The following is a 26,941-nucleotide window of genomic DNA, read 5'->3' as shown; positions in this document are numbered from 1 at the left end:
CATGAGGATCACCGAGATCGGCGCCGGCACGATCGGCGTCTCCTGGACGGTGCTGCTGGCCGCGGCCGGGCACGACGTCGTCGTCACCGACCCGCGGCCGGACCTGGCCGACGTCGTCGAGACCGAGGTGGCGCGCTTCGGCTCGCCGGACCTGCTCGACCGGGTCGTGTGCGAGCCCGACCTCGCCGTCGCCGTCGCAGGCGCCGACGTCGTCCAGGAGCAGGGCCCGGAGGACCTGGCGGTCAAGCGGGAGATCTGGGCGACGGTGGCGGCGCACGCCACCACCGGGGCGCTGCTGCTCAGCTCCACCTCCGGGATCCTGCCCAGCGACATCGCCGCCGAGCTGCCCGACGACGCCGCCGCGCGGCTGCTGGTGGCGCACCCGTTCAATCCGCCGCACGTGCTGCCGCTCGTCGAGCTCGTCGCCGGGCGGCGGACCGGGCGGGACGCCGTCGAGCGCGCCGCGGCGTTCCTGCGCGGCGTCGGCAAGGACCCGGTCGAGATCCACAAGGAGGTGTACGGCTTCGTCGGGAACCGGCTCCAGTCCGCGCTGTTCCGCGAAGCCGTGTCCCTGGTCCGCGACGGCGTGGTCTCCCCCGCCGAGCTCGACCGGGTGGTCACCGGGGCGCTCGGCCCGCGCTGGGCGACCGGCGGGCCGTTCCTGTCCTTCCACCTCGGCGGCGGTGACGGCGGCCTGCGCCACCTGCTCGAGCACCTCGGCCCGGGCATGGCGCGCCGCTGGGCCGACCTGGGGAACCCCGCCCTCGACGCCGACACCGTCGAGGCGATCAGCAGCGCCACCGAGGACGCCTACGGCCCCAGCCGCGAGGCGCTGACCACCGCACGCGACCGCGCCGAGACCGCCGTGCTCGCCGCCCGCGACGACATTCTGGAGCAGTCATGACCAGCCCCCTGCCCGCCGACCTCTACGGCTACCTGGACCTGCTGGGCGAGCAGGAGAAGAAGTTCCTCGCCCGGGTCCGCGAGTTCGCCGAGACCCGGATCGCCCCGATCGCCGACGACTACTGGGACCGCGCCGAGTTCCCGCACGAGCTCATCCCCGGCTTCGCCGAGCTCGACGTCGTCGGCCTGGCCCGGGAGTGGCCGGACCGGCCCGCGTACTCGCGGCTGCTCACGTCGTTCGTGTCGATGGAGCTGTCCCGCGTCGACCCCTCGATGGCGACCTTCTTCGGCGTGCACGCCGGGCTCGCGCTCACCTCGATCGACCTGTGCGGCTCGGAGGAGCAGAAGCAGCGCTGGCTCCCCGCCATGCGGCGGATGGAGCTGATCGGGGCGTTCGCGCTGTCCGAGCCGCACGGCGGTTCCGACGTCGCGGGCGGGCTGGAGACCACCGCGCGGCGCGAGGGGGACGGCGCGGACGCGGTGTGGGTGATCGACGGTGCGAAGCGCTGGATCGGCAACGGCACCTTCGCCGACCTGGTGGTCGTGTGGGCGCGCGACGTGACCGACGACACCACCGGCGGCCCGGTGAAGGGCTTCGTCGTCGAGAAGGACATGCCCGGTTTCACCGCGACGAAGATGGAGGGCAAGCTCGCACTGCGCTCGGTGCAGAACGCCGACCTCACCTTCGACGGCGTGCGGGTGCCCGAGGCGAACCGGCTGCCGGGTGCGGAGTCCTTCCGCGACACCAACCGGGTGCTGCGGGTGACCCGCGGCGGGGTCGCCTGGAACGCGGTCGGCGCGATGGCCGGGGTGTACGAGCTGGCCCGCGACTACGCCGTCGAGCGCGTCCAGTTCGGGCAGCCGATCGCGTCGTTCCAGCTGGTGCAGGACCATCTCGTGTCGATCCTGGGCGACGTCGTGGCCTCGCTCGGGATGGCGGTCAAGGTCGCGCAGATGCAGGACGACGGCACCTTCCGCGACGAGCAGGCGGCCCTGGCCAAGCGGCAGGCGACGATCATGCTGCGCGACGCCGTCGCGCGGGCCCGGGAGGTGTTCGGCGGCAACGGCATCCTGCTGGAGAACAAGGTCGGCCGCTTCTTCAACGACGCCGAGGCCCTCTACTCCTACGAGGGCACCAAGGAGATCAACACTCTGGTCGTGGGGCGTGCGGTCACGGGGATCGGGGCGTTCGTGGGGCGGAAGCCGGCGAAGCACTGAGCCGGCCCCTCGGCACGGCCCGTGGAGCACCGACCAGCGCCACGGCGTCGCGCAGGGCCCGCAGCCCGGCGACGACGGGGTCGGCATCGGGCAGCGCCGCGAGGTGGGCGTCGACGCACTCCCGGTAGAGCCCCGCCAGGTGGTCGGTCAGCAGCGACCAGGCGGCGACCCGGTCGCCGAGCGTCCCGCCGCGCCACCGCAGGGCCGCGGTCGCCAGAGCGCCGTGCTCGCCGTCGTAGGACGCGACGGCGTCGTCGTTGCGGCCGATCTCCCCGGTCGTGAGGGTGTGCAGGAACCGGACGGGGAACAGCACCGTCTTGGTGACCGCCCGCGGCCCGCGGGCCAGCAGTGTCGCCGGGTCGGCGATCCCGGCGAGCCAGGCGTCGTCGACCCGCTCGACGAGGAACTCCGCCGAGCCGCGGACCAGCTCGTCGTGGGTGGGCCGCACGGCGCCGTCGCGCACGTCGGTGCCGTGGCGCAGCACCCCGGAGTCGAGCAGGTCGAGCCGGTCGACGGCGGGCAGCCGGGCCGGCCGGTCACCGGGGCCGTGGCGGACGGTGTGCGGGTCGGCCCAGAACACCGAGAGCCGCTCGGCCAGCCCGTCGGTGCCCGCGGCGGCGTCCCGGGCCGCGGCGACGACGTCGTGCACCCGCGCCGCCGTACTGCCGCCGGTCTCCGACAGCACCAGGGCCAGGTCGACGTCGCTGACGGCGGGGGCGAACCCGCCGTGCGCGAGGCTGCCGAGGGTGTAGGCCGCCACCAGGTCGTCACCGAACTCCCGGCGTGCCGCGTCGGTCGCCGCGCCCAGCACCGCCTCGCCCCGAGCGTCGTCCGTCACCGGTCCAGCCTGCCACGCGGGACCGGTCGCCGACCGCCGGGCGAACCGGGGCGCCCGCCCGGCCCCCCGGCGTTGCGCACGTCCGGCTCCCGGGGAGGATCACCGACGTGCTCTACATCGGACCGGTGGAGATCCCCGGGTCGGACGACCACGAGGGTTTCGTCAGCGCGGACACCGCCGACGGTCGCGCGACGGGGATCTGGGCCGACGCGCGTCGCGCACCGGCCGTCGCCTACCGCGCGGCCTGCGAGTGCGGCTGGCGTGACGACGTGGCGTACGTGCCGGGCCCGTGCGGCCACTCCGCGGCGCTGCGCGCGTTCGTGGACCACCACTTCGTGCCGGTCACCGGCGTCCGGGCGCTCGACCCGGCGCGGCACTTCCTCCCGGCGTGGTCGGCCGTCGTGGGCGTGCGGGCACTCGCACCTGCGATGGCGTGAACGCCCGGTTCGTACACCTGCGGCCGGTTCGGCAGACTGGAAGAATGACCGTCCCACACCGCCACGCCGCACCCGACGCCGTCCGCTCCACGCCCGTCCTGGCCCTGCGGGTGCTCGCGACCGCCTCGGTCGTGGTCCTGGCCTGGCAGTTCGTGACAGCCGCCGGCCTGTTCACCGGCGGCGACGTCGGTCCGCACGGCGCCGGGGCGATCGTGCTGCACGTCGTCACCGGGCTCGCCGCGGCGGCCGCGGTGTGGCTGCGGGTCGTCACGGCCGGGTCGTGGTGGCCGTCCGTGCTCGCCGTCGCGGTCTTCGCGTTCACCTTCGTCCAGGCGTGGTTCGGGAGCATCCCGGGCCTGGTCGTGCACGTGCCCGGGGCGATGGCGCTGGTCGCCGGATCGGTGTGGCTGGCCGCGTGGTCGTTCCTCCGCGCCGGCTGACCGGCCCGGGTCGGTGACGGGGGTCACCCGAACCATGCGGACGCGTCCGTCCGAACACGACCGGGGTGGTCCGTCCGGTTCGGCGCGCGCGATGACGGCACCCCCCATACCCTCGACAGGACCCGGCCCGGCGGCGCCCTCGGCTCCCGACCGGGTCCGGACGCCGACGTCCGGCCGCCCACCACCCCAGGCGACCCGACGGGAGGCCGCGTGACGTCCGTGAAGAGCACGTCGGTGACGACCACGTCCGTGCAGACCAGCTCTGTGAAGACCGGCTCCGCGCAGACCACACAGCCCCGGCGCCCCGAGCTCGTCCCCACCCATCCGGGCTGGGCGGAGGAGATCCGCGACCGGGTCCGTGAGCAGGTCGCGGAGACGGTGCGCCGTCGCTGCGCCGAGCACGTCCACTCGATGCGCGGGGCGGACGTCGTGACCGGGGTGCTGAGCGACTTCGTCGGTCGCGGCAAGTACCTGCGCTCGATGTTCGGCTACCTGGGCTGGCGGGCCGCCGCCCCGGACTCCCCCGCCGCGCTGGCCGCGGTGTCCGGGCTGGAGCTGCTGCACGCGTTCGCGCTGCTGCAGGACGACGTCATGGACCGCTCGCAGCTGCGTCGCGGCCGGCCGACGGTGCACGTCCAGCTCGCCTCCTGGCATCGCGGCCAGGGCATGTCCGGCTCCGCGGAGCGGTTCGGCGAGTCCGGCGCGGTCCTGCTGGGCGACCTGTGCCTGGTCTGGGCCGAGCAGGCGATGCGCGAGAGCGGGCTGCCGCGCGCCGCGCTGGACCGCGGCTGGCCACGCTACGACGAGATGCGCTCCGAGCTGGCCGTCGGCCAGTTCGCCGACCTGCTCAACGAGGCACGCCGCGTCCCCACCCTCGACGAGGTGATGGACGTGCTGCGTCGCAAGTCCGGCAACTACACCGTGCGCCGCCCGCTGGAGCTCGGTGCCGCGATGGCGGGCGCCGGGCCGGAGCTGCTCACCGCCCTCGGCGACTACGGGACGATGGTCGGCGAGGCCTTCCAGATGCGCGACGACGTGCTGGGCGTGTTCGGCACCGACGCCACCGGCAAGACCGCGGGCGACGACCTGGCCGAGCGCAAGGCCACCAGCCTGGTCGTGCTGGCCCGCGAGGTCGCCGGGCCGGCCACCCGGGACACCCTCGACGCGCTGCTGCACGGCTCCGACGAGACCGACGGTCCGGTCGACGTCGCCGCGGCGCGGGTCGCGATCGAGTCCACCGGCGCCCGCCGCCGCATCGAGGAGCTGATCGCCACCCGGGTGCAGGGCGCGCTGCGGCTGGTGGACGGTGCGGTCGACGGCGGCTTGCTCGGCGACGACGTCGCCGCGGTGCTGCGGGCGATGGCCGTGCGCTGCGCCGACCGGGTCTCCTGACCGGGCCCGCCCCGCGAACGGCTGCGGTGCACCAGGATGCGACCCGACGCGCCGGGCGCCGTGGGCGGTCCTAGGCTCGCGGACATGGCCGACCGTTCCCCGTCCCGCCCCGCCCGCCCCGGAACCCTCGGCCGCGCGGGTCTGCCGCGCGAGCAGGTGCCGTCGCACTTCGACGACGGCGCGGCCGACTACGACCGGCTGGTCGGGATGAACCCCGGCTACCACGACCACCTGCGCGCCTCCGCGGCCCGGATGCGGCTGCCCCGGGACGGCGCCGGGCTGCGGCTGCTCGACGCGGGCTGCGGCACCGGGGCCTCCACCGCGGCGCTGCTCGGGGTCGCCCCGCGCGCCGAGATCGTCGCCGTCGACGCCTCGGCCGGGATGCTGGAGCGCGCCCGCACCAAGCCGTGGCCGGCGTCGGTGCGGTTCGTGCACTCCACCGCCGAGGCCCTCGCCGAGAACGGGGTCGAGGGCCCGTTCGACGGGATCCTCGCCGCCTACCTGCTGCGCAACCTGGACGACCCGGACGCCCAGCTGCGCCGCTTCCGCGACCTGCTGCGCCCCGGTGGGGTGCTCGCGCTGCACGAGTACTCGGTGGCCGACTCGCCCCGCGCCCGGCTGTCCTGGCACGCGGTCTGCTGGGGGATCATCGTGCCGCTCGGCCGGATGACCACCGGTGGGACCGCGCTGTACCGGCACCTGTGGCGCAGCGTGAACACCTTCGACGGCATCGGCCGCCTGCGCGACCGGGTGCGCGGCGCCGGGTTCGACGCCGTGCACTCCGAGACCATGACCGGCTGGCAGAACGGCGTCGTGCACACCGTGCTCGGGACGCGGTCGTGACCGCCCGCCCGACCGACCCGCGCCGGGTCCGCCACGAGCCCGCCGGCGGCCTCGGCGACGCCGGGCAACTGGGGCGGCGACCGCGGGTCGTCGTCGTCGGCGGCGGGATCGCCGGGCTGGCCGCGGCGACCGGGCTCGCCGAGCGCGGGGTCGTCGTCGAGCTACTGGAGCGCGAGCCCTACCTGGGCGGGCGGGTCGGCGGCTGGTCGGAGCCGCTGCCCGACGGCACCCCGGTGTCGATGAGCCGCGGCTTCCACGCGTTCTTCCGCCAGTACTACAACCTGCGCGCGCTGCTGCGCCGGGGCGACCCCGAGCTGGAGCGGCTGGTGCCCCTGGAGGACTACCCGCTCGTCGACGCCGACGGGCGCCGGGACACCTTCCGCGGGCTGCCGCGCACCCCGCCGTGGAACGCGGTGCTGTTCGCCCTGCGCAGCCCCACCTTCCGCCCGTCGGACCTGCTGCGCCTCGACGCCCGCGCCGCCGCGCCGCTGGCCGCGGTCAGCGTGCCCGGCATCTACGAGGCGATCGACCACGTCGACGCGCAGAGCTTCGTCGAGTCGATCAACTTCCCGCCCGCGGCCCGGCACCTGGCGTTCGAGGTGTTCTCCCGCAGCTTCTTCGCACCGCCCTCGACCATGTCGGCCGCCGAGCTCGCGACGATGTTCCACATCTACTTCCTCGGCTCCTCCGAGGGCCTGATGTTCGACGTGCCCGACGCGGGCTTCGACACCGCGCTGTGGGAGCCGCTGCGCCACTACCTGACCACCCGCGGCGTCACGTTCCGGACCGGGGTCACGGTCTCCTCGGTCGAACGATCCCCGGCAGAACGGTCCCCGGCCGACGGTGTCGGCAGTGGACGGTTCCACGTGAATCATCACGACGGCGGCGGCACCGGCGGCAGCAGCGAGGCGGACGCGGTCGTGCTGGCCCCGGACGTACGCGGGTTGCGCGACATCGTCGCCGCCTCCCCCGGTCTGGGCGACCCCGTCTCGGCCGTCGACGGGCCGGACGCGCTCGCCCGCTGGCGCGCCGACGTCGCCGCGCTGGGCAGCGCCCCGCCGTTCCTCGTGCAACGGCTGTGGCTCGACCGGCCCGTCGACGCCGCCCGCCCGCCGTTCCTCGGCACCGGCGGGCTCGACCCGCTCGACAACATCTCCGTGCTGGACCGCTACGAGCGCGACGCCGCGGGCTGGGCGGCCCACCACGGCGGGTCCGTCGTGGAGCTCCACGCCTACTCCGCGGCGCCGCCGCCGGGCACGGGCGACGACGCCTGGACCGCCGAGCTGCGCCGTCGCACGGTCGCCCGGCTGCACGAGCTCTACCCCGAGACCGCGGATGCCGGGGTGGTCGGCGAACTGGTGCAGTGGCGGGCGGACTGCCCGATGTTCGGCGTCGGCGACTTCGCGCGGCGGCCCACGGTCGCCACCCCCGTCGACGGCCTGGTGCTGGCCGGCGACGGCATCCGGATCGACCTGCCCGTCGCGCTCATGGAGCGGGCCGCGAGCACCGGCTGGCAGGCGGCGAACCGGCTGCTCGCCGGCTGGGGTCTGGCCGGCCACCCCCTCGAGACCGTCCCCACCAGCGGCCGCCTCGGTCCGCTGCGGCGCGCCGCCGAGTACGCGATGCGCACCTGACCCCCGAAGGACACCACGCCATGACCCTGCTCTCCCGGATCACCGAGAACTGGCCGTCCCACTGGCCGCTGCAGCCGCTTCCGTCGCAGCGGTGGGCGGCGCAGAAGCCGACCTACGCCGGCGCGGACCCGAAGCTGATCTCGGCCTCGCTGGAGCGGGCACAGGCACGTCCGTCGGGGAACTGGTTCGTCGTCGCCGCGAGCCGCGAGATCCGCCGCGACCGGCCGCACGGCGTCCGGGTCGGCGGGACCGAGCTCGTCGCGTGGCGGGAGCAGGACGGCACGGTCCGGGTGGGTCCCGGCGCCTGCCCGCACCTCGGTGCACCGATGGCGCTGGCCGCCGTCGACTGCGGCGAGCTGGTGTGCCGCTGGCACGGGCTGCGCCTGGGCGCCCGGTCCGGCCCGGGCTGGGCGGTGCTGCCCGTCCACGACGACGGGGTCCTGGTCTGGGTGCGGCTCGACGACCTCGGCGGCGAGGAGCCGACCGACGCCCCCGTCGTCCCGGCCCGACCGGCCGGCGCGGTGCTCGACGCCGTCACCACGCTGACCGGGGTGTGCGAGCCGGAGGACATCGTCGCCAACCGGCTCGACCCGTGGCACGGCGCCTGGTTCCACCCGTACTCGTTCCAGCGGCTGACGGTGGACTCCGCGCCCGCCGTCACCGACGTCGCCCCCGACGACGACCGGTTCCTCGTGAGCGTCACCTTCAAGGTCGGACCGGGGCTGGGTGTGCCGGTGCGGGCGGAGTTCGTGTGCCCGGAGCCGCGCACCGTGGTCATGCGGATCGTGGAGGGCGAGGGTGTCGGGTCGGTCGTCGAGACCCACGCGACCCCGCTCGGCCCCGGCCCCGACGGGCGGCCGCGCACCGCGGTGATCGAGGCCGTCGTCGCCGGGTCGGACCGGCCCGGTTTCGCGGTGGCGACCCGGCTCGCCCCGGCGATCCGCCCGGCGATGGCCGCGGCCGCCACGAAGCTGTGGCGCGACGACCTCGACTACGCCGAGCGCCGCTACGCGCTGCGGGCGCGCTAGGTCCGGTCGAACCGCCACCGCCCGTCGAACCCGGCGTCGCGGCGCTCGACGAACGCGGCGATCCCCTCGGGGGCGTCGGTGACGAAGTTGATCGCCTGCGAGATGGCCTCGGCGTCGAGTGCCTCGGCGAACGACGACCGGGTCGCGGCGTGCAGCATCGCTTTGTCCCTGGCCAGCGCGACCGGCGGTCCGTCCGCGAGCCGGCCGGCGATGTCGGCGACGAAGGCGGGCAGCTCGTCGCCGTCGACGACCCAGGTGACCAGGCCGAGCGCGTGCGCCTCCTCGGCGCCGATCGTCTCGGCGAGCAGCGCTAGCCGCTTGGCCTGCTGCATCCCCACCAGCCGGGGCAGCAGCCAGGTCCCGCCGAAGTCCACCGACAGGCCCCGGCGGGCGAAGATCTGGGAGAACCGCGCCGCGGGGGTGGCGACGACGAGGTCGCAGCCCAGCGCGAGGTTCCACCCGGCACCGACGGCGACACCGTCGACGACCGCGACGGACGGCACCGGCAGCTCGTGCAGCGCCAGCGCGACGTCGTTGATCCGCCGCATCAGCCGGGTCGGGTGCTCGGCGTCCGCCCCGCGGGCAGCCGGGTCGAGGTCGGCGCCGCCGCAGAAGGCACCACCGGCGCCGGTGACGACGACCGCGCGGACCTCCTCGTCGACGGTGGCCCGGTGCAGCGCCTCGCCGAGGGCGTCCCACAGCGCCCGGTCGATCGCGTTGCGCCGGTGCGGGCGGTTCAGGGTGAGGGTGAGCACCGGGCCGTCGAGCCGGGTGAGCAGCACCGCGTCGGACACTCGTACCCCCTTCGTCGGGCCCATCGTCGGGCGACCGTGGTGAGCACCCTGCCACCCCCGCGGATGATGGTCATCCGTGGGCGGCCGGCACCGGGGGCGCCGGCAGCCCGCCCGGGCCGGCCCGGCGCAGGGCGCGGGGCGACTCGCCGAACCAGCGCCGCGCCGCCCGCGACAGCGCGGACTGCTCGGCCAGCCCCACCATGGCCGCGACCTGGGTGAACGGCAGGTCGGTCCGCAGGATGAGCCGCTCGGCGGTGTCCCGACGCGCCTCGTCGACGACGGTCTCGAAGGTCGTGCCCTCGGCCGCGAGGTGGCGTTGCAGGGTCCGTGGGTGCACCCGCAGCAGCCGGGCCACCGAGCCGATGCGCACCGGCCCGGTGCCCAGCGACCGGTCGACCGCGGCTCGCACCCGGTCGGTGACGGTGCGGCCGGGGCGCGCGAAATGGGTCTCCAGGTACTCGATCGCGATGGCCCGGACGGTCTCGTCCCCGCCGGCCACCGGCCTTCGCAGCAGGTCGCCGGGCACCCGCAGGACCGCGGCCGGCCGGTCGAAGCGGACCTCGGCCCCGAAGAACTCGCGGAACCGCTCCGGGGCAGGCGGTGCCTCGTGCGGCAGGTGCACCGAGCGCAGGCCGTAGGGCCCGCCGGCCAGCAGGCTCACGATCCGGTGCAGCACCCCCGTGCCGAGGTCGGCGACCTGCGGCGGGAGCGGCTCGGTGCTGCCGTACGCCACGCCGGTCACCCCCGGCACGCCCTCCGGGTCGGGCACCGCGCCGACGGTCAGCACCGGGCTGTGCACGTAGAGGTAGCGCGAGGCGCAGTCCAGGGCGGCCCCCAGCGTCGGGGACGCCTCGACGGCGACGGCCAGCGGGCCGAGGATCTCCGGGCCCTGCCGCTGCGCGAGGCGCAGCCCGAGGTCGCCGCAGCCCAGCTCGGCTGCCGCGGTCTCCAGCACCCTGGCGACCGAGCGCGTCGGGACCAGCGCGTCCGGGTCGTTGCCCTCGACGGCGTCGATCGGGATCCGGAACCGGGCGAAGAGCTCGGCGCCGTCGCCGCCCAGCTCCCCGACCAGCGCGACGAACCCACGCAACGCCCTCGCCCGGGTGAGTGATCCGGTTCCCATGTCGTCCGAGGGTAAGTTGTTGTCGCGCCAGGTCAAGTTACTCCGGGTAGGTTTGGGGCACACTGGCCCCCGGTCGACAGAGGTAGTCAGCGCGGACGCGCCCGATGAGGAGGACCACATGACCCAGGCCGGTACGACACCCGCTCCGGACGGCACCGCCGTCGAGCACCGCGACGTGATCATCGTGGGGGCCGGGCTCTCCGGTATCGGTGCGGCGGCCCGGCTGCACCAGGAGCTGCCCGGCAAGGACTACGTGATCCTGGAGGGCCGCGAGAACATCGGCGGCACCTGGGACCTGTTCCGCTACCCGGGCATCCGCTCGGACTCGGACATGTTCACCCTGGCCTACCCGTTCCGGCCGTGGCGCGAGCCGAAGTCGATCGCCGACGGCGCCGACATCCGCCGCTACATCACCGAGACCGCCCGCGAGTACGGCGTGACCGAGCGGATCCGGTTCGGCACGAAGGTCGTCGACGCCTCCTGGGACTCCACCACCGCGCGGTGGACCGTCGAGACCACCACTGCCGACGGCCCGAAGCGCTACACCTGCTCGTTCCTGTTCATGTGCTCGGGCTACTACGACTACGACCGGGGCTTCCAGCCCGAGTTCCCGGGCCGGGAGGACTTCGCCGGCACCTGGGTGCACCCGCAGTTCTGGCCGGAGGACCTGGACTACACCGGCAAGAAGGTCGTCGTCATCGGCTCCGGCGCCACCGCCGTCACCCTGATCCCGTCGCTGGCCGCCCGGGCCGGGCACGTCACCATGCTGCAGCGCTCACCGTCGTACCTGACGGTGCTGCCCAGCAAGGACCCGGTCGCCGACCAGCTCCGCCGCTTCCTGCCCGCGAAGCTCGCGCACGCCATCCTGCGCCTGCAGTACGTGACGCTGACCCAGGCGTTCTACCAGCTCGCCCGGCGCCGCCCGGAGCGGGTGAAGAAGGTCCTGCGCGGGCTCGCCCTGAAGTTCCTCAAGGACGAGGCCTACGTCGACCAGCACTTCACCCCGAGCTACGACCCGTGGGACCAGCGCCTGTGCGTCATCCCGGAGGGCGACTTCTACAAGTCGATCAACCGTGGGGACGCCTCGGTCGTCACCGACCACATCGACCGGATCACCGCCAACGGCATCCGGCTGCGCTCCGGCGAGGAGCTGGAGGCCGACGTGATCGTGTCGGCGACCGGGCTGTCGCTGAGCCCGCTGGGCGGCATCACGATCCACGTCGACGGCGAGCAGGTGGACATCGGCAAGACCGTCACCTACCGCGGCCTGATGCTCTCGGGCATCCCGAACCTGGCGTTCTGCATCGGCTACATCAACGCGTCCTGGACGCTGCGCGCCGACCTCGTCGCCCGCTACGTGCCGAAGCTGCTGGCGCTGATGGACCGCGAGCGGATCGCGATCGCCACCCCGGCCCCGACCGTCTCGCCGGACCGCCCGCTGCTCGACATCGAGTCGAACTACGTGAAGCGCTCCGAGCACCTGTTCCCCCGCCAGGGCCGCAAGGACCCGTGGCGGCTGCACCAGAACTTCTTCCTCGACGCCGTCGGGCTCGGACGGGCCGACCTCAAGCGGGACATGATCCTCACCCCTGCCTCGGCGCTGGGCGCCCGCGACGCCCGCGTCCCCACCCCGACCGCGGCCGGCATCGCCGCCGACGCCACGACCGGCACCGGATCCGGCACCGCCGCCCCGGCGGCCGCACAGCAGGAGGTGGCTTCCTGATGGCCCGCTCACCGTTCCGTTTCGCCGAGGGCACCGCCGTCGTCACCGGCGCCGCCGGTGGCATGGGCGAGCACGTCGCGAAGCTCCTGGGCGAACGCGGCAGCGACCTCGTGCTCGTCGACCGCGACGGCGACCGGCTCGACACCGTCGCCGCCGCGATCCGCGCGAAGCACCCCGGCCTGTCGGTGACCACCGAGACCGTCGACCTGGCCGACCGCGAGGCCGTCGACGCGCTGGCGGCCCGGATCCTGGCCGGTCACCCGGAGATCAGGCTGCTGGTCAACAACGCCGGCGTCGCGCTCGGCGGGGACTTCGCCCGGCTGACCCTCGACGAGTTCGACTGGGTCATGGACGTCAACTTCCGCGCCCCGGTGCGGCTGACCCACGCCCTGCTGCCCGCGCTGACCGCGCGCCCCGGCGCGCACGTGGTCAACGTGTCCAGCCTGTTCGGGCTGATCGCCCCGCCGGGGCAGTCGGCGTACTCGTCGTCGAAGTTCGCGATCCGCGGGTTCTCCGAGGCGCTGCGCGCCGAGCTCGCCCAGGTCGGCGCGAGCGTCACCACGGTGCACCCGGGCGGCATCCGGACCAGGATCGCCGCGAGCGCCCGGGTCGGGGTGAACATCCCGGCCGAGGAGGCCGAGCGGGGGAAGAAGGACTTCGAGAAGCTGCTGACCTTCCCCGCCGAGAAGGCCGCCGAGCTGATCGTCGACGCCATCGAGAAGCGCCGCCCGCGGCTGCTCATCGGGATCAGCGCCAAGGTCCCGGACCTGCTGGCCCGGCTCGCCCCGGCGAACAGCATCCGGATCTTCGCGAAGATCGTCGGTGCCTCGGGGAACGCGAAGTCGGCGAAGTCGGCGCGATCGGCGGGGGCGCGATGACCGTCCCGCAGCCCCGCTTCGTCGACGTCGGGGGCACCCGGATCCGGGTCCGCGAGTCCGGTGACCCGGCCGGTGAACCGGTCCTGCTGCTGCACGGCATCGGCCGGAGCCTCGAGGACTGGGACCCGCAGCACGAGTTCCTGTCCCGGTACCGGGTGGTCGCGGTCGACCTGGCCGGGTTCGGTCACTCCGACCGGGTGCCCGGCCCGGCGACGCTGGAGAAGCTCGCCGACACCGCGCTGGTCACCCTCGACGCGCTCGGGGAGACCCGGCCGGCGCACGTCATGGGCAACTCGCTCGGCGGCGCCGTCGCGCTGCTGATCTCCACCCGGCACCCGGAGCGCGTCGTCTCGCTGGTGCTGGCCGACCCGGCCGGGTTCGGGGCCGAGGTGACGCCCGCGCTGCGGGTCATCGGGGTGCCGCTGCTCGGCCGGTTCCTGCTGGGCCACCTCGACGCCGCGGCCGCCCGACGCTCGGAGCGGTCCCTGTTCGTCGACGGCTCCCTGGTCACCGACGAGCGGGTCGCCCGCGCCGTGGAGATCGCGCGGCGGCCGGAGTTCGCGCAGACCTTCGCCGAGGTCGCGGCCGAGCTGGGCACCGTCCGCGGCGTCCGCCCGGGCTGGCGGCGGGCGCTGCTCGACGCGTTCGCCCGCGCGCCGAAGCCGACGCTGGCCGTGTGGGGCGAGCGGGACCTGATCCTGCCCGCGGCCCAGCTGCGGGCGGCGAGCCGGCTGCCGCAGGTCACGACGCACGTGTTCGGCCGGGTGGGGCACATGCCCCAGATCGAGGTGCCCGCCGCGTTCGCGACGCTGGCCCTGGACCACCTCGCCCGGGCGGGACAGCAGGCCGGCATCCCCGGCGACACCCGCGCCGGCACCCGGTAGCCCGGGCCCGGGCCGGTCTGGCCCGGGCCCGGTCGGCCGGGTCCGGGCTCGTCCGGCGGCCGCGCGCCCCGCCGCGCGACGGACCGGTTCCGGCCGTAGCGTCGGGTTCATGCGGATCGCCCCCTGGCTGGCCGCCCTGGTCACGCTGCACCTGCTCGCCGCCTGCGACACCGGCCCCAACCCGGTGACCAACGCGTTGTCCGGCGCCGAGGCCCCGGTCGCCGCGGCGGGTGCGGGCCTGGTGCCGGTCCCGGTGTCGGTGCCGCCCGGGGCCGCGACCGCCCCGTTCGACGAACCCCGCGACGCACTCGTCCCGGCCGGCTGGACGATGTCGGTGTTCGCCCGCGTCCCGAACGCCCGGCTGGCCGTGTGGAGCCCCGACGGTGAGCTGCTCGTCTCGGTGCCCGACGACGGCAGGGTGCTGGCGCTGTCGCGCACCGGTGCGCAACGGCCGCTGCTGACCGGGCTCACCCAGCCGCACGGGCTGGCGTTCTCCCCGGACGGCACGGCCCTCTACGTCGCCGAGTCGAACCAGGTGTCCGCCTTCACCTGGGCGCGCGGCGTGGCGACCCGGCAGCGGGTCGTCGTGCCCGGCCTGCCCGATGCCAACTCCCCCGACCTGCGCGGCGCCTACGGCCACGAGCTGAAGTCGGTGACCGTCGGCCCGGACGGCGCGGTCTACGTCTCGGTCGGCTCGACCGGCAACATCTCGGTCGCCGACCGGGACGCCACTCCGCCGCGCGCGTCGATCCTGCGGATGCCGCCCACCGGCGGGCCCGCCGCGCCGTTCGCGACCGGCGTCCGCAACGGCACCGGGCTGGCCACCGCCCCCGACGGCTCGGTCTGGACCGCGGTCAACGGCCGCGACAACGTGCCCTACCCCTACGACCGGCCCTACGGCGACGACACCGGCTCGTCGTTCGGGAAGGTCGTCGACGGCTACGTGACCGACCACCCGGCCGAGCCGCTGGCCCGGCTCACCCCGGGCCGCGAGCTGGGCTGGCCGTTCTGCAACCCGGATCCGGACACCGACCCGGGCGTCACGGGGTCCGCGCAGGACTTCGCCGACGTCGCACTGGTGGCCGACGCCGAGCTCAACCCCGGCGGGCGCGCGATGGACTGTGCGGCGCTGGCCCCGATGGAGCAGTCGTTCCCGGCGCACTCGGCGCCGCTGGGGCTGTCGTTCACCGAGGGTGTGCTGCCCGCGCCGTACGCGGCCGGAGCGCTGGCCGGGGTGCACGGCTCCTGGAACGCGGACCCGCCGCGGGCACCGGAGGTGTCGTTCTTCCCGTGGCGGGACGGTGCCCTGGGCGCGCAGCAGACCCTGGTCGGCGGGTTCCAGGACCCGTCGGGAGCGCGCTGGGGCCGGCCGGTCGCGGCCGTCGTCGGGCCGGACGGAGCGGTCTACGTGACCGACGACGACGCCGGTGCCGTCTACCGGGTGGCCCCGCCCGGGCGGTGAGTGCCCGCCGTGACCGGGGCCGCAGTCGGCCCCGGTCGTCTCCGGCACCGCGATAGGTTCTGCCGGGCACCCGAGGGCGGATGCCCGGGAGGGTGCGGGCGGATGCGGATCGTGGACTGGGCCGGCGACGACGAGGGCGGCCCGGCGGTGGTCCTGCTGGACCAGCGCGCGCTGCCCGCCGCAACCCGGCACCTGTACCTGCGCACCGTCGACGAGCTGATCGAGGCGATCCGGTCGCTGGCCGTGCGCGGCGCCCCGAGCCTGGGCATCACCGGCGCCTACGGGGTCGCGCTGGCCGCGCACCTGCACGGCACCGCGACGCCGGTCGCCGTCGCCGCGGTGCGGGCCGCGGCCGAGCGGATCGCGGTCGCCCGGCCCACCGCCGTCCCGCTGGGGCTGGGGGTCGCGAGTGCCCTGGAGGCGCTCGACGGCGGTCCGGCCGCGGTGCTGGCACGGGCACGGGCGGTGGCCGCGGAGGCCGCCCGGGTCAACGCCGCGGCGACCGGCCGGGCCGCTGACCTGGCGCAGGAGCTGTGCCCGGACCGTCCGCTGCGGGCGCTGACCGTGTGCAACACCGGCCCGCTGGCCACCGGCGACGGCGGCACCGCGCTGGGGGCGATCCTGCGGCTGCACGAGCGCGGCGCGCTGGCCGAGGTGCTGGCCTGCGAGACGCGCCCGCTGCTGCAGGGTGCGCGGCTGACCGTGTGGGAGCTGGCGGCGGCCGGGGCGCCGCACCGGCTGTGCGTCGACTCGGCGGGCCCCGCGGCGATCGCCTCGGGACTGGTCGACGCGGTGTTCGTCGGGGCCGACCGGATCGCGGCCAACGGCGACGTCGCGAACAAGATCGGGACCTACATGCTGGCCTGCGCCGCGGCCCGGTCCGGGGTCCCGTTCGTGGTGGTCGCGCCGGAGGAGACGATCGACCCGCACACCCCGACCGGCGCGGACATCGTCGTCGAGCAGCGGGGGGCCGACGAGGTCCGCGAGCACGGCGGCACCCTGCTCACCCTGCCGGGGACCCCGGTCTACAACCCGGCGTTCGACGTGACGCCGTTCGACCTGGTGACCGCGATCGTCACCGAGGAGCGGGCGTGGGGGCCGGGGTCGTCGCCCGCACCCTCGCCCGCTGGGCGGCGAACCGCCGGCGCACCGCGCTGATCTCGGCGTCGGGCAGCAGCCGCGGCTCGCCGACGGCGCGGGCGCGCAGCCAGACGTCGCAGAGCCACTCCAGCTGGCGGGCGCCGTCGTAGGCGGCACCGAGGGTGTCGCCGAGCACCAGCGTGCCGTGGTTGCCGAGGACGACGGCGGTGGACTCCCCCAGCGCTGCGAGTGCGTTCTCGACCAGCTCGGGGCTGCCGAACGGCGCGTACTCCGACACCCGCACGCCCTCGCCGAACATCGCGAGCTGGTAGTGCACGGCCGGGACGTGGTCGGACAGCGTCGACAGGGCGACCGCCGCCGGGGAGTGGGTGTGGACGACGGCGCCCGTCCCCGGCCGGGCCTGCGCGGCCACGTGCAGCCCCAGCTCGCTGGTCGGCTCCCGGGTGCCCGCGACGACCGTGCCCGCCCCGTCGACGAGCACGACGTCCGCCGCCGTCATCGTCTCGTAGTCCACTCCGGACGGGGTGACCGCGATCAGGTCGCCGGTGCGCAGCGACAGGTTCCCCGAGGTGCCGACGACCAGGCCGTCGCGGACCATCCGGCGGGACCACGTGCACAGCAGCTCGCGGGCGGGGGTGTGGTCGTGGGGCACCCCGCCACGATCCCACGCCCACCCCGACCGAGGGTCACACCTCCGGGTCGATCCGCTCCCGTCGGGGCGCGCCGGGTGGCCGCGGGGCCGCACGATCGTCGCACCGCGGACACCGGCCGGGCCGGGACGCCACGCGGAGGGCGGTAGGACCCCGACCGCGCCGGTTCCCGGCGCAGGAAGCGAGCACATCGTGAGGACCGCCCTGCGTGCCGCCACCACCGCGGCAGGCGCCGTCGCCGCCGCACTCGCACTGGCCGCCGTGACCGCCGGGACCGCGTCGGCGCAGCCCGCCCCGCCCACCGAGCCGCCGCTGACCCCGGCCGACCAGGCCGCGCAGCTGGTCTGTCTGCAGAAGTACCTGGACTTCGGGGCACTGCCGGCGCAGTCGCTGGCGGACCCGGTGGCGTTCTCGGCCCTGGTCACCAAGGCAGCCCAGGAGTGCGACGCCGTCCGCGCACCGGCCACACCGGCCGCGCCCACCGCCCCTGTGGCGGGGGCCTGACCGCGGGTCAGAGCAGGTCGCTGCGGCTGAGCACCCCGACCAGCACGTCGTCGGCATCGACGACCGGGACGACCCGGAACCCGCGCCGGGACAGCAGGTCCTCGGCGTCGGTGAGCGGGTCCGTCCGGCTGCACCGTCTCGACGTCGCGGGTCATCACCTCCGACACGGTGCGGGCCCGCAGCCGCCGGCCTCCGTCCAGGGAGCCGTGCATGAGGTCGGCCTCGGAGACGATGCCCAGCAGGTGGTCCCGGTCGTCGACGACCGGGACGGCGGTGAACCGGTAGGACAGCAGCACCTCGGCGGTCTCGTCGAGGGCCAGCTCCGGCGGGATCGCGACCAGCCCGCCGTCGGTCATCACGTCCGAGACCCGCAGCGACGACGTCGGCCGGCCGCCGACCCGGCCGGCCCCGCGCGGGGCCATCGCCTCGGGCAGCGGTGCGACCGGGAGGACACCGCCGATCCGGCGGGCGGTTCGCCGCAGCCGTCCCCCGGAGTGCCGGTGCCGCAGCAGGTCGCTGCGGGTGATCACGCCGACCAGGATGCCCTTGTCGACGACCGGGACGAGCCGCAGCTCGCCGTAGACGCGCATCCGGTGCGCGACGATCGAGACGTTCGTCGTCGGGAGCACCGACACGACCTGCTCGGTCATCGCGTCGCCGACGACGGCGTGCGGGTCGTCGCGGTGCCGCAGCACGTCCACCAGCGAGATCACCCCGACCAGGGAGAACCGGCGGTCGACGACGGGCAGGGCCGAGAACCGGGACTCGGCCATCCGCTCCTGCGCCCGCGCCAGCGGTGCGTCCGCCCAGATCGTGACGACGCGTTCGGTCATGACATCACGAGCACTCACCACCATGGACGCACCGTAACCACGGCGGCGTCGCGTCCGCCATCGTTCACCGTTCGAGGTGGCCGAACCGGTGCCGGGTGCGACTGACCGCCTGCTCGCGCAGCACGGTGAGCATCTCCCGGCGGCCGTCGAGCACCACCGGGGTGTCCACGACGGAGGCGCCCACATCGGCGGCGGCCGCCCGCAGACCCTCGGGCACGGTGCCCAGGGCCCGGATCCGCTCGCCCGCGACGGGGACGAGGTCGTCGCCGCCGTGCACCCCGCCGGGGACCTCGCCCGGCGGGATCCCCGGCCCGTGCAGCCGTACCGGCACCCCCGCCGTGGCCGCGGCGAGCAGCACCCGCAGGACGTCGGCGCGGGCGGTGCCGGTGCCGCACCACAGCGTCGCCGACGGGGCGGGCCGGTAGCGGAACACGTTGGACTCCGCGGCCAGCCCGGTCGGGTCGTGCTCGACCCCGAACTCGGTGTCCCACGCGCGGGCGTCGGAGGCGGCGGCGCGGGCGAGACGGTCGCGGGCGGCCGGGTCCAGGTCGGCCGCGGCGGCCAGCACGCGGTCGGCGGCCGGGCCGGAGGTCGGGCCCGGTGCGGGGAGGTCGCCATCGTGCCAGGTGCCGAACTGGGCGACGTAGTTCGGTCCGCCGGGCTTGGCGCCCGGGCCCAGCACCGAGCCCTTCCAGCCGCCGAAGGACTGGCGCTGCACGATCGCGCCGGTGATGTGCCGGTTGACGTAGGCGTTGCCGACCTCGACGCGGTCGAGCCAGTGCGCGATCTCGTCGTCGTCGAGGGAGTGGATGCCGCCGGTGAGGCCGAAGCCGGTGTCGTTCTGCCAGGCGATCGCCTCGTCGAGGTCGCGGGCGGCCATCAGGCCGAGCACCGGGCCGAAGCACTCGGTGCGGTGGAACCAGCTGCCCGGCGAGACCCAGGCCCGCACGCCCGGCGTCCACGCCGTCTCGGAGATCCGGCGTGGACGCACCAGCCACCGCTCCCCCGGCTCCAGCGTGGTGAGCGCGCGGTGCAGCTTCGCCGAGGGCGCCTCGATCAGCGGGCCCATGGTCGTCGCGAGGTCGGTGCCGGGGCCGACGCGCAGGGTGCTGACGGCGTCGACGAGCTGACGGCGCAGCCGCCTCCCGACGGCCGAGCCGGTCGCGGCCGGACCGACCAGGATGGCCAGCGACGCCGCGGAGCACTTCTGCCCGGCGTGGCCGAACGCCGAGCGCACGAGGTCGGCGACGGCGAGGTCCGGGTCGGCGGCGGGGGTGATGACCAGCGCGTTCTTGCCGCTGGTCTCCGCGAGGAGGTTCAGGTCGGGCCGCCAGGAGCGGAACAGCGCGGCGGTCTCCGAGGAGCCGGTCAGCACGACCCGGTCGATCGCGGGGTGGGTGACGAGCCGGCGTCCGGCGTCGGCCTCGTCGGTGGGCAGCAGCTGCAGCGCGTCGCGCGGGATCCCGCCGCGGTGCAGCGCGGCCACCCCCGCCTCGGCGCACGCGCGGACCTGCGGGGCGGGCTTGAGCAGCACAGGGGCGCCGGCGGCGAGCGCGGCCAGGCAGCCGCCGAGCGGGATCGCGACCGGGAAGTTCCAGGGCGGGGTCACCGCCACGACCCGGTCCGGGGTGAACACGGCGCCGTCGAGCTCGGCGGCGCGCTCGGCGTAGTAGGCGGCGAAGTCGACGGCCTCGGAGATCTCGGGATCGGCCTCGGCGACGGTCTTGCCCGCCTCGTGCAGCATCACCGACAGCAGCGTCCCGCGGGCGGCGGCCAGTGCGCGGGCGGCGCGGCGCAGCGTCGCGGCCCGCTCCGCGGCGGGGACCTCGCGCCAGCCGCAGGTGCGGGCACGCTCGACCGCGGCGTCGACCGCGGCCGGGTCGGTGACGACCGGGACCTCCGAGCGCGCGACGACGGTCGTCGCGGCGCGGCGGGCCCACTCGCGGTTCGCGGGCAGCGACGGGTCGGTGTCGGGCTCGGCGCGGAACCCGGGCGGCACGGGGTCCCCCGGCAGCGGGCCGTCGGTACCGACCGGCGCGGACACGGTGCGGTCCTGGGTGCGGCGCGGGGTGGCGGCGACGGCGTCGCGGTCGCGTACCGAGGCGAGGAACCGCTCCTGGTAGCTCGCCGGGCCGCCGGAGTCGGGGGCGAACAGTGTGTACAGGTACCCCTCCGGCGAGGCGTTCTCCTCCAGCCGTCGGACCAGGTAGGACACCGCGGTGTCGAAGTCACCGCGGTGCACGACGGGGGTGTAGAGCACCAGCTGCGAGCCCGGTCCGGACTCGGGCAGGTCGCCCGCGACGGCGTCGGCGAACGCGGGTGCCATGCCCTGCAGCATCTCCAGGTCCAGCTGGGGCCGGGCACCGCGGGCCTCGGCCAGTTCCAGGGCGAGCGCGACGTGGTGGAGGTGGTGCGACGCGATGCCCAGGCGCATCCCGTCGGCGTGCGGACCACCGATGCCGCGGTCGAGGAGCCGGACGTAGTTGGCGTCGACCTCGGCCTTGGTGGCGTAGGGGGCCTGCGGCCAGTCGTGCAGCTCGGCGTCGACCCGTTCCATGGCCAGGTTCGCGCCCTTCACCAGACGCACCTTGATCGGGGCTCCGCCCGCGGCGGCGCGGCGGGTGGCGAACTCCCCGAGCTCGTCGAGCGCGGCGACGGAGTCGGGCAGGTAGGCCTGCAGGACGATGCCGGCGGGCAGGTCGTGGAACTCCGGGCGTGCCAGCAGCGTCGTGAACAGCGCGATGGTCAGGTGGAGGTCCTTGTACTCCTCCATGTCGAGGTTCACGAACACGCTGTGCTCGCGGGCGGCCCGGTAGAGCGGCAGCAGCCGGTCCACGAGCAGGTCCCGGCTGCCCTCGAGGTCCCACGGCACGAGCTGAGCGACGACCGAGGACGCCTTCACCGAGACGTGGTCGACGCCCGGCCGGCGCACCAGCGCGATCGTGCGGGCGAGGCGACGGTCGGCCTCGTCGCGGCCGAGGACCGCCTCGCCGAGCAGGTTCAGGTTCAGCCGGTGTCCGTCGCGGCGGGCCGCGGCGAGCCGCCGGTCCAGGCCCCGCCCGCCGGCGTCGACGATCAGGTGCCCGACCAGGCTGCGCAGCCGCGACCGCGCCGCGGGCACGACGACGTGCGGCAGCGCCGCCACCAGCCGGCCGCCGGCCCGCAGCAGCAGCCGGTCGGTACCGGCGACGAACGCCGGCAGTGCGGCGCCCGCCCCGGCGAGCCGGGCCAGCTCGCGGGCCGCGACCCGGTCGTCGGCGGGACGGGCCACGCGGTCGACGAAGCGGAGGGTGAAGTCGACCCCGGCGGGGTCGTGCATCAACGCGGCCAGCCGCTGCGTCGGGTCGGTACCGCGGCCGGGGCCGGTGGACGGGGAGGTGCCGGTGCGCTCGGTCCAGCGGCGCACACGGTCGACGGCGCGCGCGGTCAGCGCGTCGTCGAGGGCGGGGACGGGGTGGGTGGGGTGCACGCTCACCGGCCCAGTCTGGACCCACTGTCAGGACCGTGTCACGTCGACGGTACTGACCGGCGCTGACCGGTGCCGGCCGGTGCCGGCCCCTTCGGTGACGACCGCGGTCAGGACTCGGTGAGGTCGGTGTCGGGCAACGGCCCGAGCAGGGCGAACGCATCCAGGTACGGCTCGACGTCACCGCGCTCGGTCCAGGCCCGCAGCTGCGCCGCCGACCGGCGGGTCATCAGGGCCCTGGCCAGCTCGAAGTCGGGGGCCCGCACGACGACCGCGGCCCCCGCCTCGTCGCCGGCAGACACCCAGCGGCGGCCGTCGCCGATCAGCGCGATCGGTGCCCGGTCGCCGAGCGCGGCGGCGAACCGGCCCAGGAACCGGTCCATGACCGCGTAGAGGCCGGGGGTGTGCTGCCCGCCGGGCTCGCGCAGCGCACCGCGCAGGTCCTGCTCGTGGATGATCACGTCGCCGAGCGGGCGGGTGGTGTTCGCCGCCATCCAGTCGCGCAGCGGGCCGGTCAGCGACTCCCACTCCGCGACGAGTGCGGCCATGTCGTGGTCGCGCCGCTCCCGCACCTGCCGGCTCGTCCACTCCTCGTTGTGGTCGTCGGGCTCGTCGCCGCGCACCACGTCGGCACCCAGACCGACCATGTGCGAGAACAGGTCGCGCACCGTCCAGTCCGGGCAGGCCGGGACGGCCAGCTCCGTGCGCTCGGGTGGCAGGTCCCGCACCAGGTCGACGACCCGGCGCTGCGCCCGGGCCCACTCCTCGATCTCGTCGATGCCGCTCACGGGCACCGATCCCATCACGACCGGGGTCTCCGCGCCGCTCCCCTGGGTGTTTTGCCTGGACCGGACACGGGCACCTGGGGATCATCGAACCGGACACGACGGCGAGGACGGTCACGGCGACTCCGCCGGACGACACCGCCGGCATCGGGGACCACCCGGTGCGTCGGTGAGGAGAGGACGAGCGTGAGCAGCCCACCCCCGTACCCGGGTCAGCCCGGGGACCCGCAGGACCCGAACAACCTGGACCAGCCGACCCGGCAGAACCAGCCCTACGACGGGCAGCCCCACGGCGAGCACCCCGGCGCCCAGCCCTACGGCGGACAGCAGCAGGGTCAGCAGCAGTACGGCCAGCAGCCGTACGGGCAACAGCCCTACGGCCAGCAGCAGTACGGTGACCAGCAGTACGGCCAGCAGCCCTACGGCGCGCAGGGCCACGAGCAGGCCGCCTACCCGGACCGACCGGCCGCCGGGCCCCCGGGGTGGCCGCAGGGCGGGGCGCCGGCGACCCCACCGCGCAACGGCGTCGGGATCGCCGCGCTGGTGCTCGGCATCCTGGCCGTGCTGCTCGGGTTCTTCCTGATCGGCGCCCTGTTCGGTGTCGTCGCCGTCGCGCTGGGCATCCTCGGGATCAGCCGGGCGTCCAAGGGCGCCGCCACCAACCGCGGTGTCGCGATCGCCGGGCTCGTCCTCGGCGTCGTCGGCATCGTCATCGCGATCGCCGTCGTCGCGTTCGGCGTGAGCGTGTTCAACCAGGTCGGCGGCAGCGAGTACGTCAGCTGTGTGCAGCAGGCCGGCGACGACCAGTCCGCGATCGCGCAGTGCCAGCAGGACTTCGAGGGCCGCCTCGAGGGGCAGTTGGACCAGGACGGCAACTGAGCCCGTTCCCGCGGGCCCCCCGGCCGGTCACCGGTCAGGCGGGGCCCGCGGTTCGCGGTGTGGAACGCGCCGCCGCGTGGAACGCACCCCCCGCACCGAACGCCAGCCGGGCGAACCGCTCCCCCATCCGCACGTGCGCCTCCGGACACGGGTGCAGCCGGTCGGGCAGCGGCAGCTCGGCCGCGTCGTCCTCGCCGTAGAGCTCCCGGCCGTCGAGGGCGGCCAGTGCCGGGTCCTCCGGGGTGCGGTCGGCCACGATCCGGGCCAGCTCCTCGCGGATCACCGACAGCGTCAGCTGCCCCGCCGCGACCCCGGCCGGGTCGCCGGTCGCGCGGAACAGCAGCCGCCCGTCGACGACCTCCGGCGCCCCCGGGCCCGGGGTGTGCTCGTGGATCGGGCACAGCACCGGCGACACCACCAGCAGCGGGGTGTCCGGGTGCCCGTCGCGGATCGTGTCGAGGAACCCGTGCACGGCGGGGGCGAAGGCGCGCCGGCGCATGAGGTCGGCGTTGACGATGTTGATCCCGATCTTGACGCTGATCATCGCGGCCGGGGTGTCGCGCAGCGCGCGGGCGACGAACGGGTCCAGCATCGCGCTGCCGGAGAACCCCAGGTTGACCAGCTCGACGCCGGCGGTGCGGGCGGCGAGCGCCGGCCAGGTGGTGCTGGGGCCCGCGGCGTTGCTGCCCTGGCTGATCGAGCTCCCGTGGTGCAGCCACACCGGGCGCCCACCGGGCGGGACGACGGCGACCGGCGCGTCGGTGCGCAGCGCGACGACCTCGGTGATCTCGTTGTGCGGCAGCCAGATCTCGACGAGCGTGTCGTGGCCGGGCAGGGTGAACCGCACCGGGCCGGGCGCGCCGCCGGTGACCGTGACCTGTCCGGTCGCCGGGTCGGTCATGAGGAGCTTCCCGCCGGAGGTCGTGGCACTGCCCATCGGCCGGCCGTCGACGAGCAGGTCGTAGGCGCCGTCGGGCCGTAGCGGGGCTCCGACGAGCCCGACCCGGGTGCGCAGGGTCTCCAGCTCGACCGTCCGCGCGGCGGTGCGGAACACGACACGGACCCCGGACGGCTGGCTCTGCGCCCCGGCCAGCTGCGGGTCGCCGTTGCGGGCGCGGGCGGGGGCGGGGAGCCGCTGCGGGAGCAGGCCCCGCTCGCCGTCGACGGCGTCGAGGACGCCGTGCAGCAGCTCGGGCCCGATCGGGGTGGTGATCACTCCGGCAGCCTGGCACGCACGCGGCCGACGTTCATCCCGGAATCGGACGGCGCCCGTGGAGGGGTCCTGCCGGTGACCGCCCCGGGCGCGTGACCCAGGATGACCGGGTGACTGCGACCGAGGACGAGCGCACGGCGGCCGACGACCGCGCGCACACGGGGGTGGAGCGCGTGCTGGTGATCGCCGCGCACCCCGACGACATCGACTTCTCCTGCAGCGGCACCGTCGCGGTGTGGACCGCGGCCGGCGTCGCGGTGACCTACTGCCTGGTGACCGACGGCGACGCGGGCGGGTTCGACCCCGCCGTGCCGCGCAGCGACATCGCGGGCATCCGCCGGGCCGAGCAGACCGCCGCGGCCGCCGTGGTGGGCGTCTCCGACCTGGTGTTCCTCGGCCACCCCGACGGGCGGCTGACCGTCACCCTGGAGCTGCGCCGCGACCTGGCGCGGGTGATCCGGCAGGTCCGCCCGGACCGGGTCCTCGTGCCGCAGCCGGTGCGCGACCTGCGCAGCATGTACGGCAGCCACCCCGACCACACCGCGACCGGCGAGGCCGCCCTGTGCGCGGTCTACCCCGACGCGCGCAATCCCTACGCCTTCCCCGAGCTGGCCGAGGCCGGGTACGAGGCGCACACGGTCGGCGAGGTGTGGATCATGGGCCCGGCCCCGGCCGACGACCCGGAGGGGGCGCGGCACGTCGACATCACCGACACCATCGACGTGAAGATCGCGGCGCTGCGCGCGCACGAGAGCCAGACCGCCCACATGACCGACCTGGAGGACATGATCGGGCAGTGGTCCGCGTCGCTGGCGAAGCGGGCCGGGTTCCCGCCCGGGCGGCTCGTGGAGTCCTTCCACGCACTCGACACGCGCTGAGGCCACCGGATCCCGGGGCCCGGGCCGGTCGGTCAGATCGCGGCCGCGGTGTCGGCGCCGGGCGTGGACCGGTCCGCTCGCTGGGCCGCGCCCGCCGCGAGGTCCAGCGCCTCGGCGGGGCGCAGGGCGTGCCGCTCGCGGATGCTCATCTCCAGCTGCGGGGCGAACCCCGCACCGCAGCGTTCGAGGAGCCGGGCCACGCCGGGGCGGAGGTTCACCAGCTGCAGCCGCACACTGGCCGGGAGCTCGTCGGCGGCGTGCACGAGGCTGACCGCACCGGCGACGTCGACGAACCGCAGCGCGGACAGGTCCGCGGTCAGCGTGCCCTCCCCGACGTCGCCGCGCACGACCTGGTCGATCAGTCCGGCCAGCACGCGGCGGACCTGGGGGCGGTTGGCGTGGTCGACCTCGCCGGCCAGCCGGATCCGGGCCGGCCCGGTCTCGGTGACGCGCAGCAGGCTGTCGTCGTGGAGCGGGGTGGCGGTCAGCTCGGCGGGGTGCCGGGCGCGCATCGTCGCGATGAGATCGTCGGGGTAGCGCAGGTGGTCGTAGACGCACAGCACGCGCAGCGGCTGGTCGCGGACGGCGTCGTCGAGCCTGCGGTCGTACTCGTCGAGCACCTGCCCGCCGGGCCGGCGCAGGCCGTGGTCGGTCTGGCCGCTGACCCGCAGCCCCGCCCAGCCGTCGTCCAGGGCGGAGGTGAGGTGGTGCGCCACCAGCCCGGTCAGCTCCTCGAGCGGGCCGCGCAGGGCGGCGCGGGTGACCTCGCCCGGGACGAGCCGGAACTGCCCGGAACGCAGCGGGCCGGTGACGTCGACGCCGTCGTCGGTCAGGCGGGAGAGGACCAGACCTGCGGTGTCGTCGTCGAGGTAGACGACCCGCTCCCCCGCCGCGAGCCCCTCGGCCAGGAACGCGGCGACGTCCTCGGCGAGCTGCTCATCGCTGACCGGCACGGTCAGCACGTGTCGGTGCGGGACCCGTACCGGTGCGGTCACACATCACCCCCGTCATGGCGTCCCCTCGGTCCCCCGGCGG

At 75.6% G+C, this 26,941-nt stretch carries 24 protein-coding genes and 1 pseudogene; 15 read left to right on the top strand and 10 right to left on the bottom strand.

Features of this window, described 5'->3' with window-relative positions:
- The first annotated feature begins 1 nt into the window (after position 1).
- Both KPL59_RS26355 and KPL59_RS26350 read left to right on the top strand, forming a co-directional pair.
- On the top strand, positions 2-904 hold the full coding sequence (locus tag KPL59_RS26355) for a 3-hydroxyacyl-CoA dehydrogenase NAD-binding domain-containing protein (RefSeq protein ID WP_226362364.1): 903 nt from the start codon (positions 2-4) through the stop codon (positions 902-904).
- The gene (locus tag KPL59_RS26350; RefSeq protein WP_226362363.1) at positions 901-2,121 is read left to right on the top strand and encodes an acyl-CoA dehydrogenase family protein; all 1,221 of its coding nucleotides are present in this window, start codon (positions 901-903) and stop codon (positions 2,119-2,121) included. The genes KPL59_RS26355 and KPL59_RS26350 overlap by 4 nt, the downstream gene beginning before the upstream one ends.
- On the opposite strand, the gene KPL59_RS26345 is transcribed toward KPL59_RS26350, so the two are convergent.
- Positions 2,075-2,959, bottom strand: coding sequence for a hypothetical protein (locus KPL59_RS26345; protein WP_226362362.1), 885 nt, complete (start codon positions 2,957-2,959; stop codon positions 2,075-2,077). The two genes, KPL59_RS26350 and KPL59_RS26345, sit on opposite strands and share 47 nt — an antisense overlap.
- 107 nt (positions 2,960-3,066) lie before the next feature.
- Here KPL59_RS26345 and KPL59_RS26340 point away from each other — a divergent pair, with 107 nt between their 5' ends.
- The 6 genes from KPL59_RS26340 (at position 3,067) to KPL59_RS26315 (ending at position 8,733) form a co-directional block, all read left to right on the top strand.
- Positions 3,067-3,396, top strand: a complete 330-nt coding sequence (locus tag KPL59_RS26340; protein ID WP_020626529.1) for a hypothetical protein — start codon at positions 3,067-3,069, stop codon at positions 3,394-3,396.
- Positions 3,397-3,440: 44 nt separating this feature from the next.
- A complete protein-coding gene (locus tag KPL59_RS26335) occupies positions 3,441-3,836 on the top strand; it encodes a hypothetical protein (protein ID WP_075306548.1) in 396 nt (131 codons plus the stop codon).
- Positions 3,837-4,070: 234 nt separating this feature from the next.
- Entirely contained in the window at positions 4,071-5,228 is a 1,158-nt protein-coding gene (locus KPL59_RS26330; RefSeq protein ID WP_226362361.1) for a polyprenyl synthetase family protein, read from the top strand.
- A gap of 84 nt (positions 5,229-5,312) precedes the next feature.
- The gene (locus KPL59_RS26325; RefSeq protein WP_226362360.1) at positions 5,313-6,071 is read left to right on the top strand and encodes a class I SAM-dependent methyltransferase; all 759 of its coding nucleotides are present in this window, start codon (positions 5,313-5,315) and stop codon (positions 6,069-6,071) included.
- Positions 6,068-7,705 carry an FAD-dependent oxidoreductase gene (locus tag KPL59_RS26320; protein ID WP_226351061.1) on the top strand — a complete coding sequence of 546 codons (1,638 nt, stop codon included), beginning with the start codon at positions 6,068-6,070 and terminating at the stop codon, positions 7,703-7,705. Before KPL59_RS26325 ends, KPL59_RS26320 begins: the two co-directional genes overlap by 4 nt.
- Positions 7,706-7,725: 20 nt before the next feature.
- Positions 7,726-8,733, top strand: a complete 1,008-nt coding sequence (locus KPL59_RS26315; RefSeq protein WP_226351060.1) for a DUF5914 domain-containing protein — start codon at positions 7,726-7,728, stop codon at positions 8,731-8,733.
- Here the strand turns inward: KPL59_RS26315 and KPL59_RS26310 are convergent.
- Entirely contained in the window at positions 8,730-9,551 is an 822-nt protein-coding gene (locus KPL59_RS26310; RefSeq protein ID WP_226351059.1) for an enoyl-CoA hydratase/isomerase family protein, read from the bottom strand. The two genes, KPL59_RS26315 and KPL59_RS26310, sit on opposite strands and share 4 nt — an antisense overlap.
- Positions 9,552-9,597: 46 nt before the next feature.
- A complete protein-coding gene (locus tag KPL59_RS26305; protein WP_075306551.1) occupies positions 9,598-10,650 on the bottom strand; it encodes an AraC family transcriptional regulator ligand-binding domain-containing protein in 1,053 nt (350 codons plus the stop codon).
- Between the two features lie 118 nt (positions 10,651-10,768).
- On the opposite strand from KPL59_RS26305, the gene KPL59_RS26300 reads away from it, so the two are divergent.
- The 5 genes from KPL59_RS26300 to mtnA all read left to right on the top strand — a co-directional run bounded on the left by KPL59_RS26300 (position 10,769) and on the right by mtnA (position 16,755).
- Positions 10,769-12,373: an NAD(P)/FAD-dependent oxidoreductase gene (locus KPL59_RS26300; RefSeq protein WP_226351058.1), complete on the top strand. Its 1,605-nt coding sequence runs from the start codon at positions 10,769-10,771 to the stop codon at positions 12,371-12,373.
- Entirely contained in the window at positions 12,373-13,251 is an 879-nt protein-coding gene (locus KPL59_RS26295; RefSeq protein WP_226351057.1) for an SDR family oxidoreductase, read from the top strand. The genes KPL59_RS26300 and KPL59_RS26295 overlap by 1 nt, the downstream gene beginning before the upstream one ends.
- A complete protein-coding gene (locus tag KPL59_RS26290) occupies positions 13,248-14,135 on the top strand; it encodes an alpha/beta fold hydrolase (protein ID WP_226362359.1) in 888 nt (295 codons plus the stop codon). The genes KPL59_RS26295 and KPL59_RS26290 overlap by 4 nt, the downstream gene beginning before the upstream one ends.
- A gap of 109 nt (positions 14,136-14,244) precedes the next feature.
- Positions 14,245-15,597 (top strand): sorbosone dehydrogenase family protein, encoded by a 1,353-nt coding sequence (locus KPL59_RS26285; protein ID WP_226362358.1) that lies wholly within the window; start codon positions 14,245-14,247, stop codon positions 15,595-15,597.
- Between the two features lie 102 nt (positions 15,598-15,699).
- A complete protein-coding gene (gene mtnA / locus KPL59_RS26280) occupies positions 15,700-16,755 on the top strand; it encodes an S-methyl-5-thioribose-1-phosphate isomerase (RefSeq protein WP_226351054.1) in 1,056 nt (351 codons plus the stop codon).
- On the opposite strand, the gene KPL59_RS26275 is transcribed toward mtnA, so the two are convergent.
- The 5 genes and pseudogenes from KPL59_RS26275 to KPL59_RS26255 form a co-directional block, all read right to left on the bottom strand.
- Positions 16,673-17,350: a class II aldolase/adducin family protein gene (locus KPL59_RS26275; RefSeq protein ID WP_226362823.1), complete on the bottom strand. Its 678-nt coding sequence runs from the start codon at positions 17,348-17,350 to the stop codon at positions 16,673-16,675. The two genes, mtnA and KPL59_RS26275, sit on opposite strands and share 83 nt — an antisense overlap.
- Positions 17,351-17,859: 509 nt before the next feature.
- A complete protein-coding gene (locus tag KPL59_RS37840; protein WP_374111679.1) occupies positions 17,860-17,946 on the bottom strand; it encodes a CBS domain-containing protein in 87 nt (28 codons plus the stop codon).
- Positions 17,947-18,070: 124 nt separating this feature from the next.
- Positions 18,071-18,685, bottom strand: a pseudogene (locus tag KPL59_RS26265) (CBS domain-containing protein); the annotation flags it as partial.
- Between the two features lie 64 nt (positions 18,686-18,749).
- Positions 18,750-22,160 (bottom strand): bifunctional proline dehydrogenase/L-glutamate gamma-semialdehyde dehydrogenase, encoded by a 3,411-nt coding sequence (locus KPL59_RS26260; RefSeq protein WP_226362357.1) that lies wholly within the window; start codon positions 22,158-22,160, stop codon positions 18,750-18,752.
- A 101-nt stretch (positions 22,161-22,261) separates the two neighbouring features.
- Positions 22,262-22,939: a maleylpyruvate isomerase family mycothiol-dependent enzyme gene (locus tag KPL59_RS26255; RefSeq protein ID WP_226362356.1), complete on the bottom strand. Its 678-nt coding sequence runs from the start codon at positions 22,937-22,939 to the stop codon at positions 22,262-22,264.
- Positions 22,940-23,122: 183 nt separating this feature from the next.
- Between KPL59_RS26255 and KPL59_RS26250 the strand changes: the two genes are divergently transcribed.
- Entirely contained in the window at positions 23,123-23,815 is a 693-nt protein-coding gene (locus tag KPL59_RS26250) for a DUF4190 domain-containing protein (protein WP_226362355.1), read from the top strand.
- A 34-nt stretch (positions 23,816-23,849) separates the two neighbouring features.
- Here KPL59_RS26250 and KPL59_RS26245 read toward each other — a convergent pair whose 3' ends face one another.
- Positions 23,850-25,031 (bottom strand): SGNH/GDSL hydrolase family protein, encoded by a 1,182-nt coding sequence (locus tag KPL59_RS26245; protein ID WP_226362354.1) that lies wholly within the window; start codon positions 25,029-25,031, stop codon positions 23,850-23,852.
- A gap of 107 nt (positions 25,032-25,138) precedes the next feature.
- Between KPL59_RS26245 and KPL59_RS26240 the strand changes: the two genes are divergently transcribed.
- Complete coding sequence (locus tag KPL59_RS26240) at positions 25,139-25,906, top strand: PIG-L deacetylase family protein (RefSeq protein WP_226351047.1); 768 nt, start codon at positions 25,139-25,141, stop codon at positions 25,904-25,906.
- A 32-nt stretch (positions 25,907-25,938) separates the two neighbouring features.
- On the opposite strand, the gene KPL59_RS26235 is transcribed toward KPL59_RS26240, so the two are convergent.
- Positions 25,939-26,901, bottom strand: a complete 963-nt coding sequence (locus KPL59_RS26235) for an MEDS domain-containing protein (protein WP_226362353.1) — start codon at positions 26,899-26,901, stop codon at positions 25,939-25,941.
- Positions 26,902-26,941 lie beyond the last annotated feature (40 nt).

Source organism: Pseudonocardia sp. ICBG1142 (assembly GCF_020496255.1).
GTDB lineage: Bacteria > Actinomycetota > Actinomycetes > Mycobacteriales > Pseudonocardiaceae > Pseudonocardia.
This window is presented reverse-complemented; position numbering and strand designations above follow the sequence as displayed.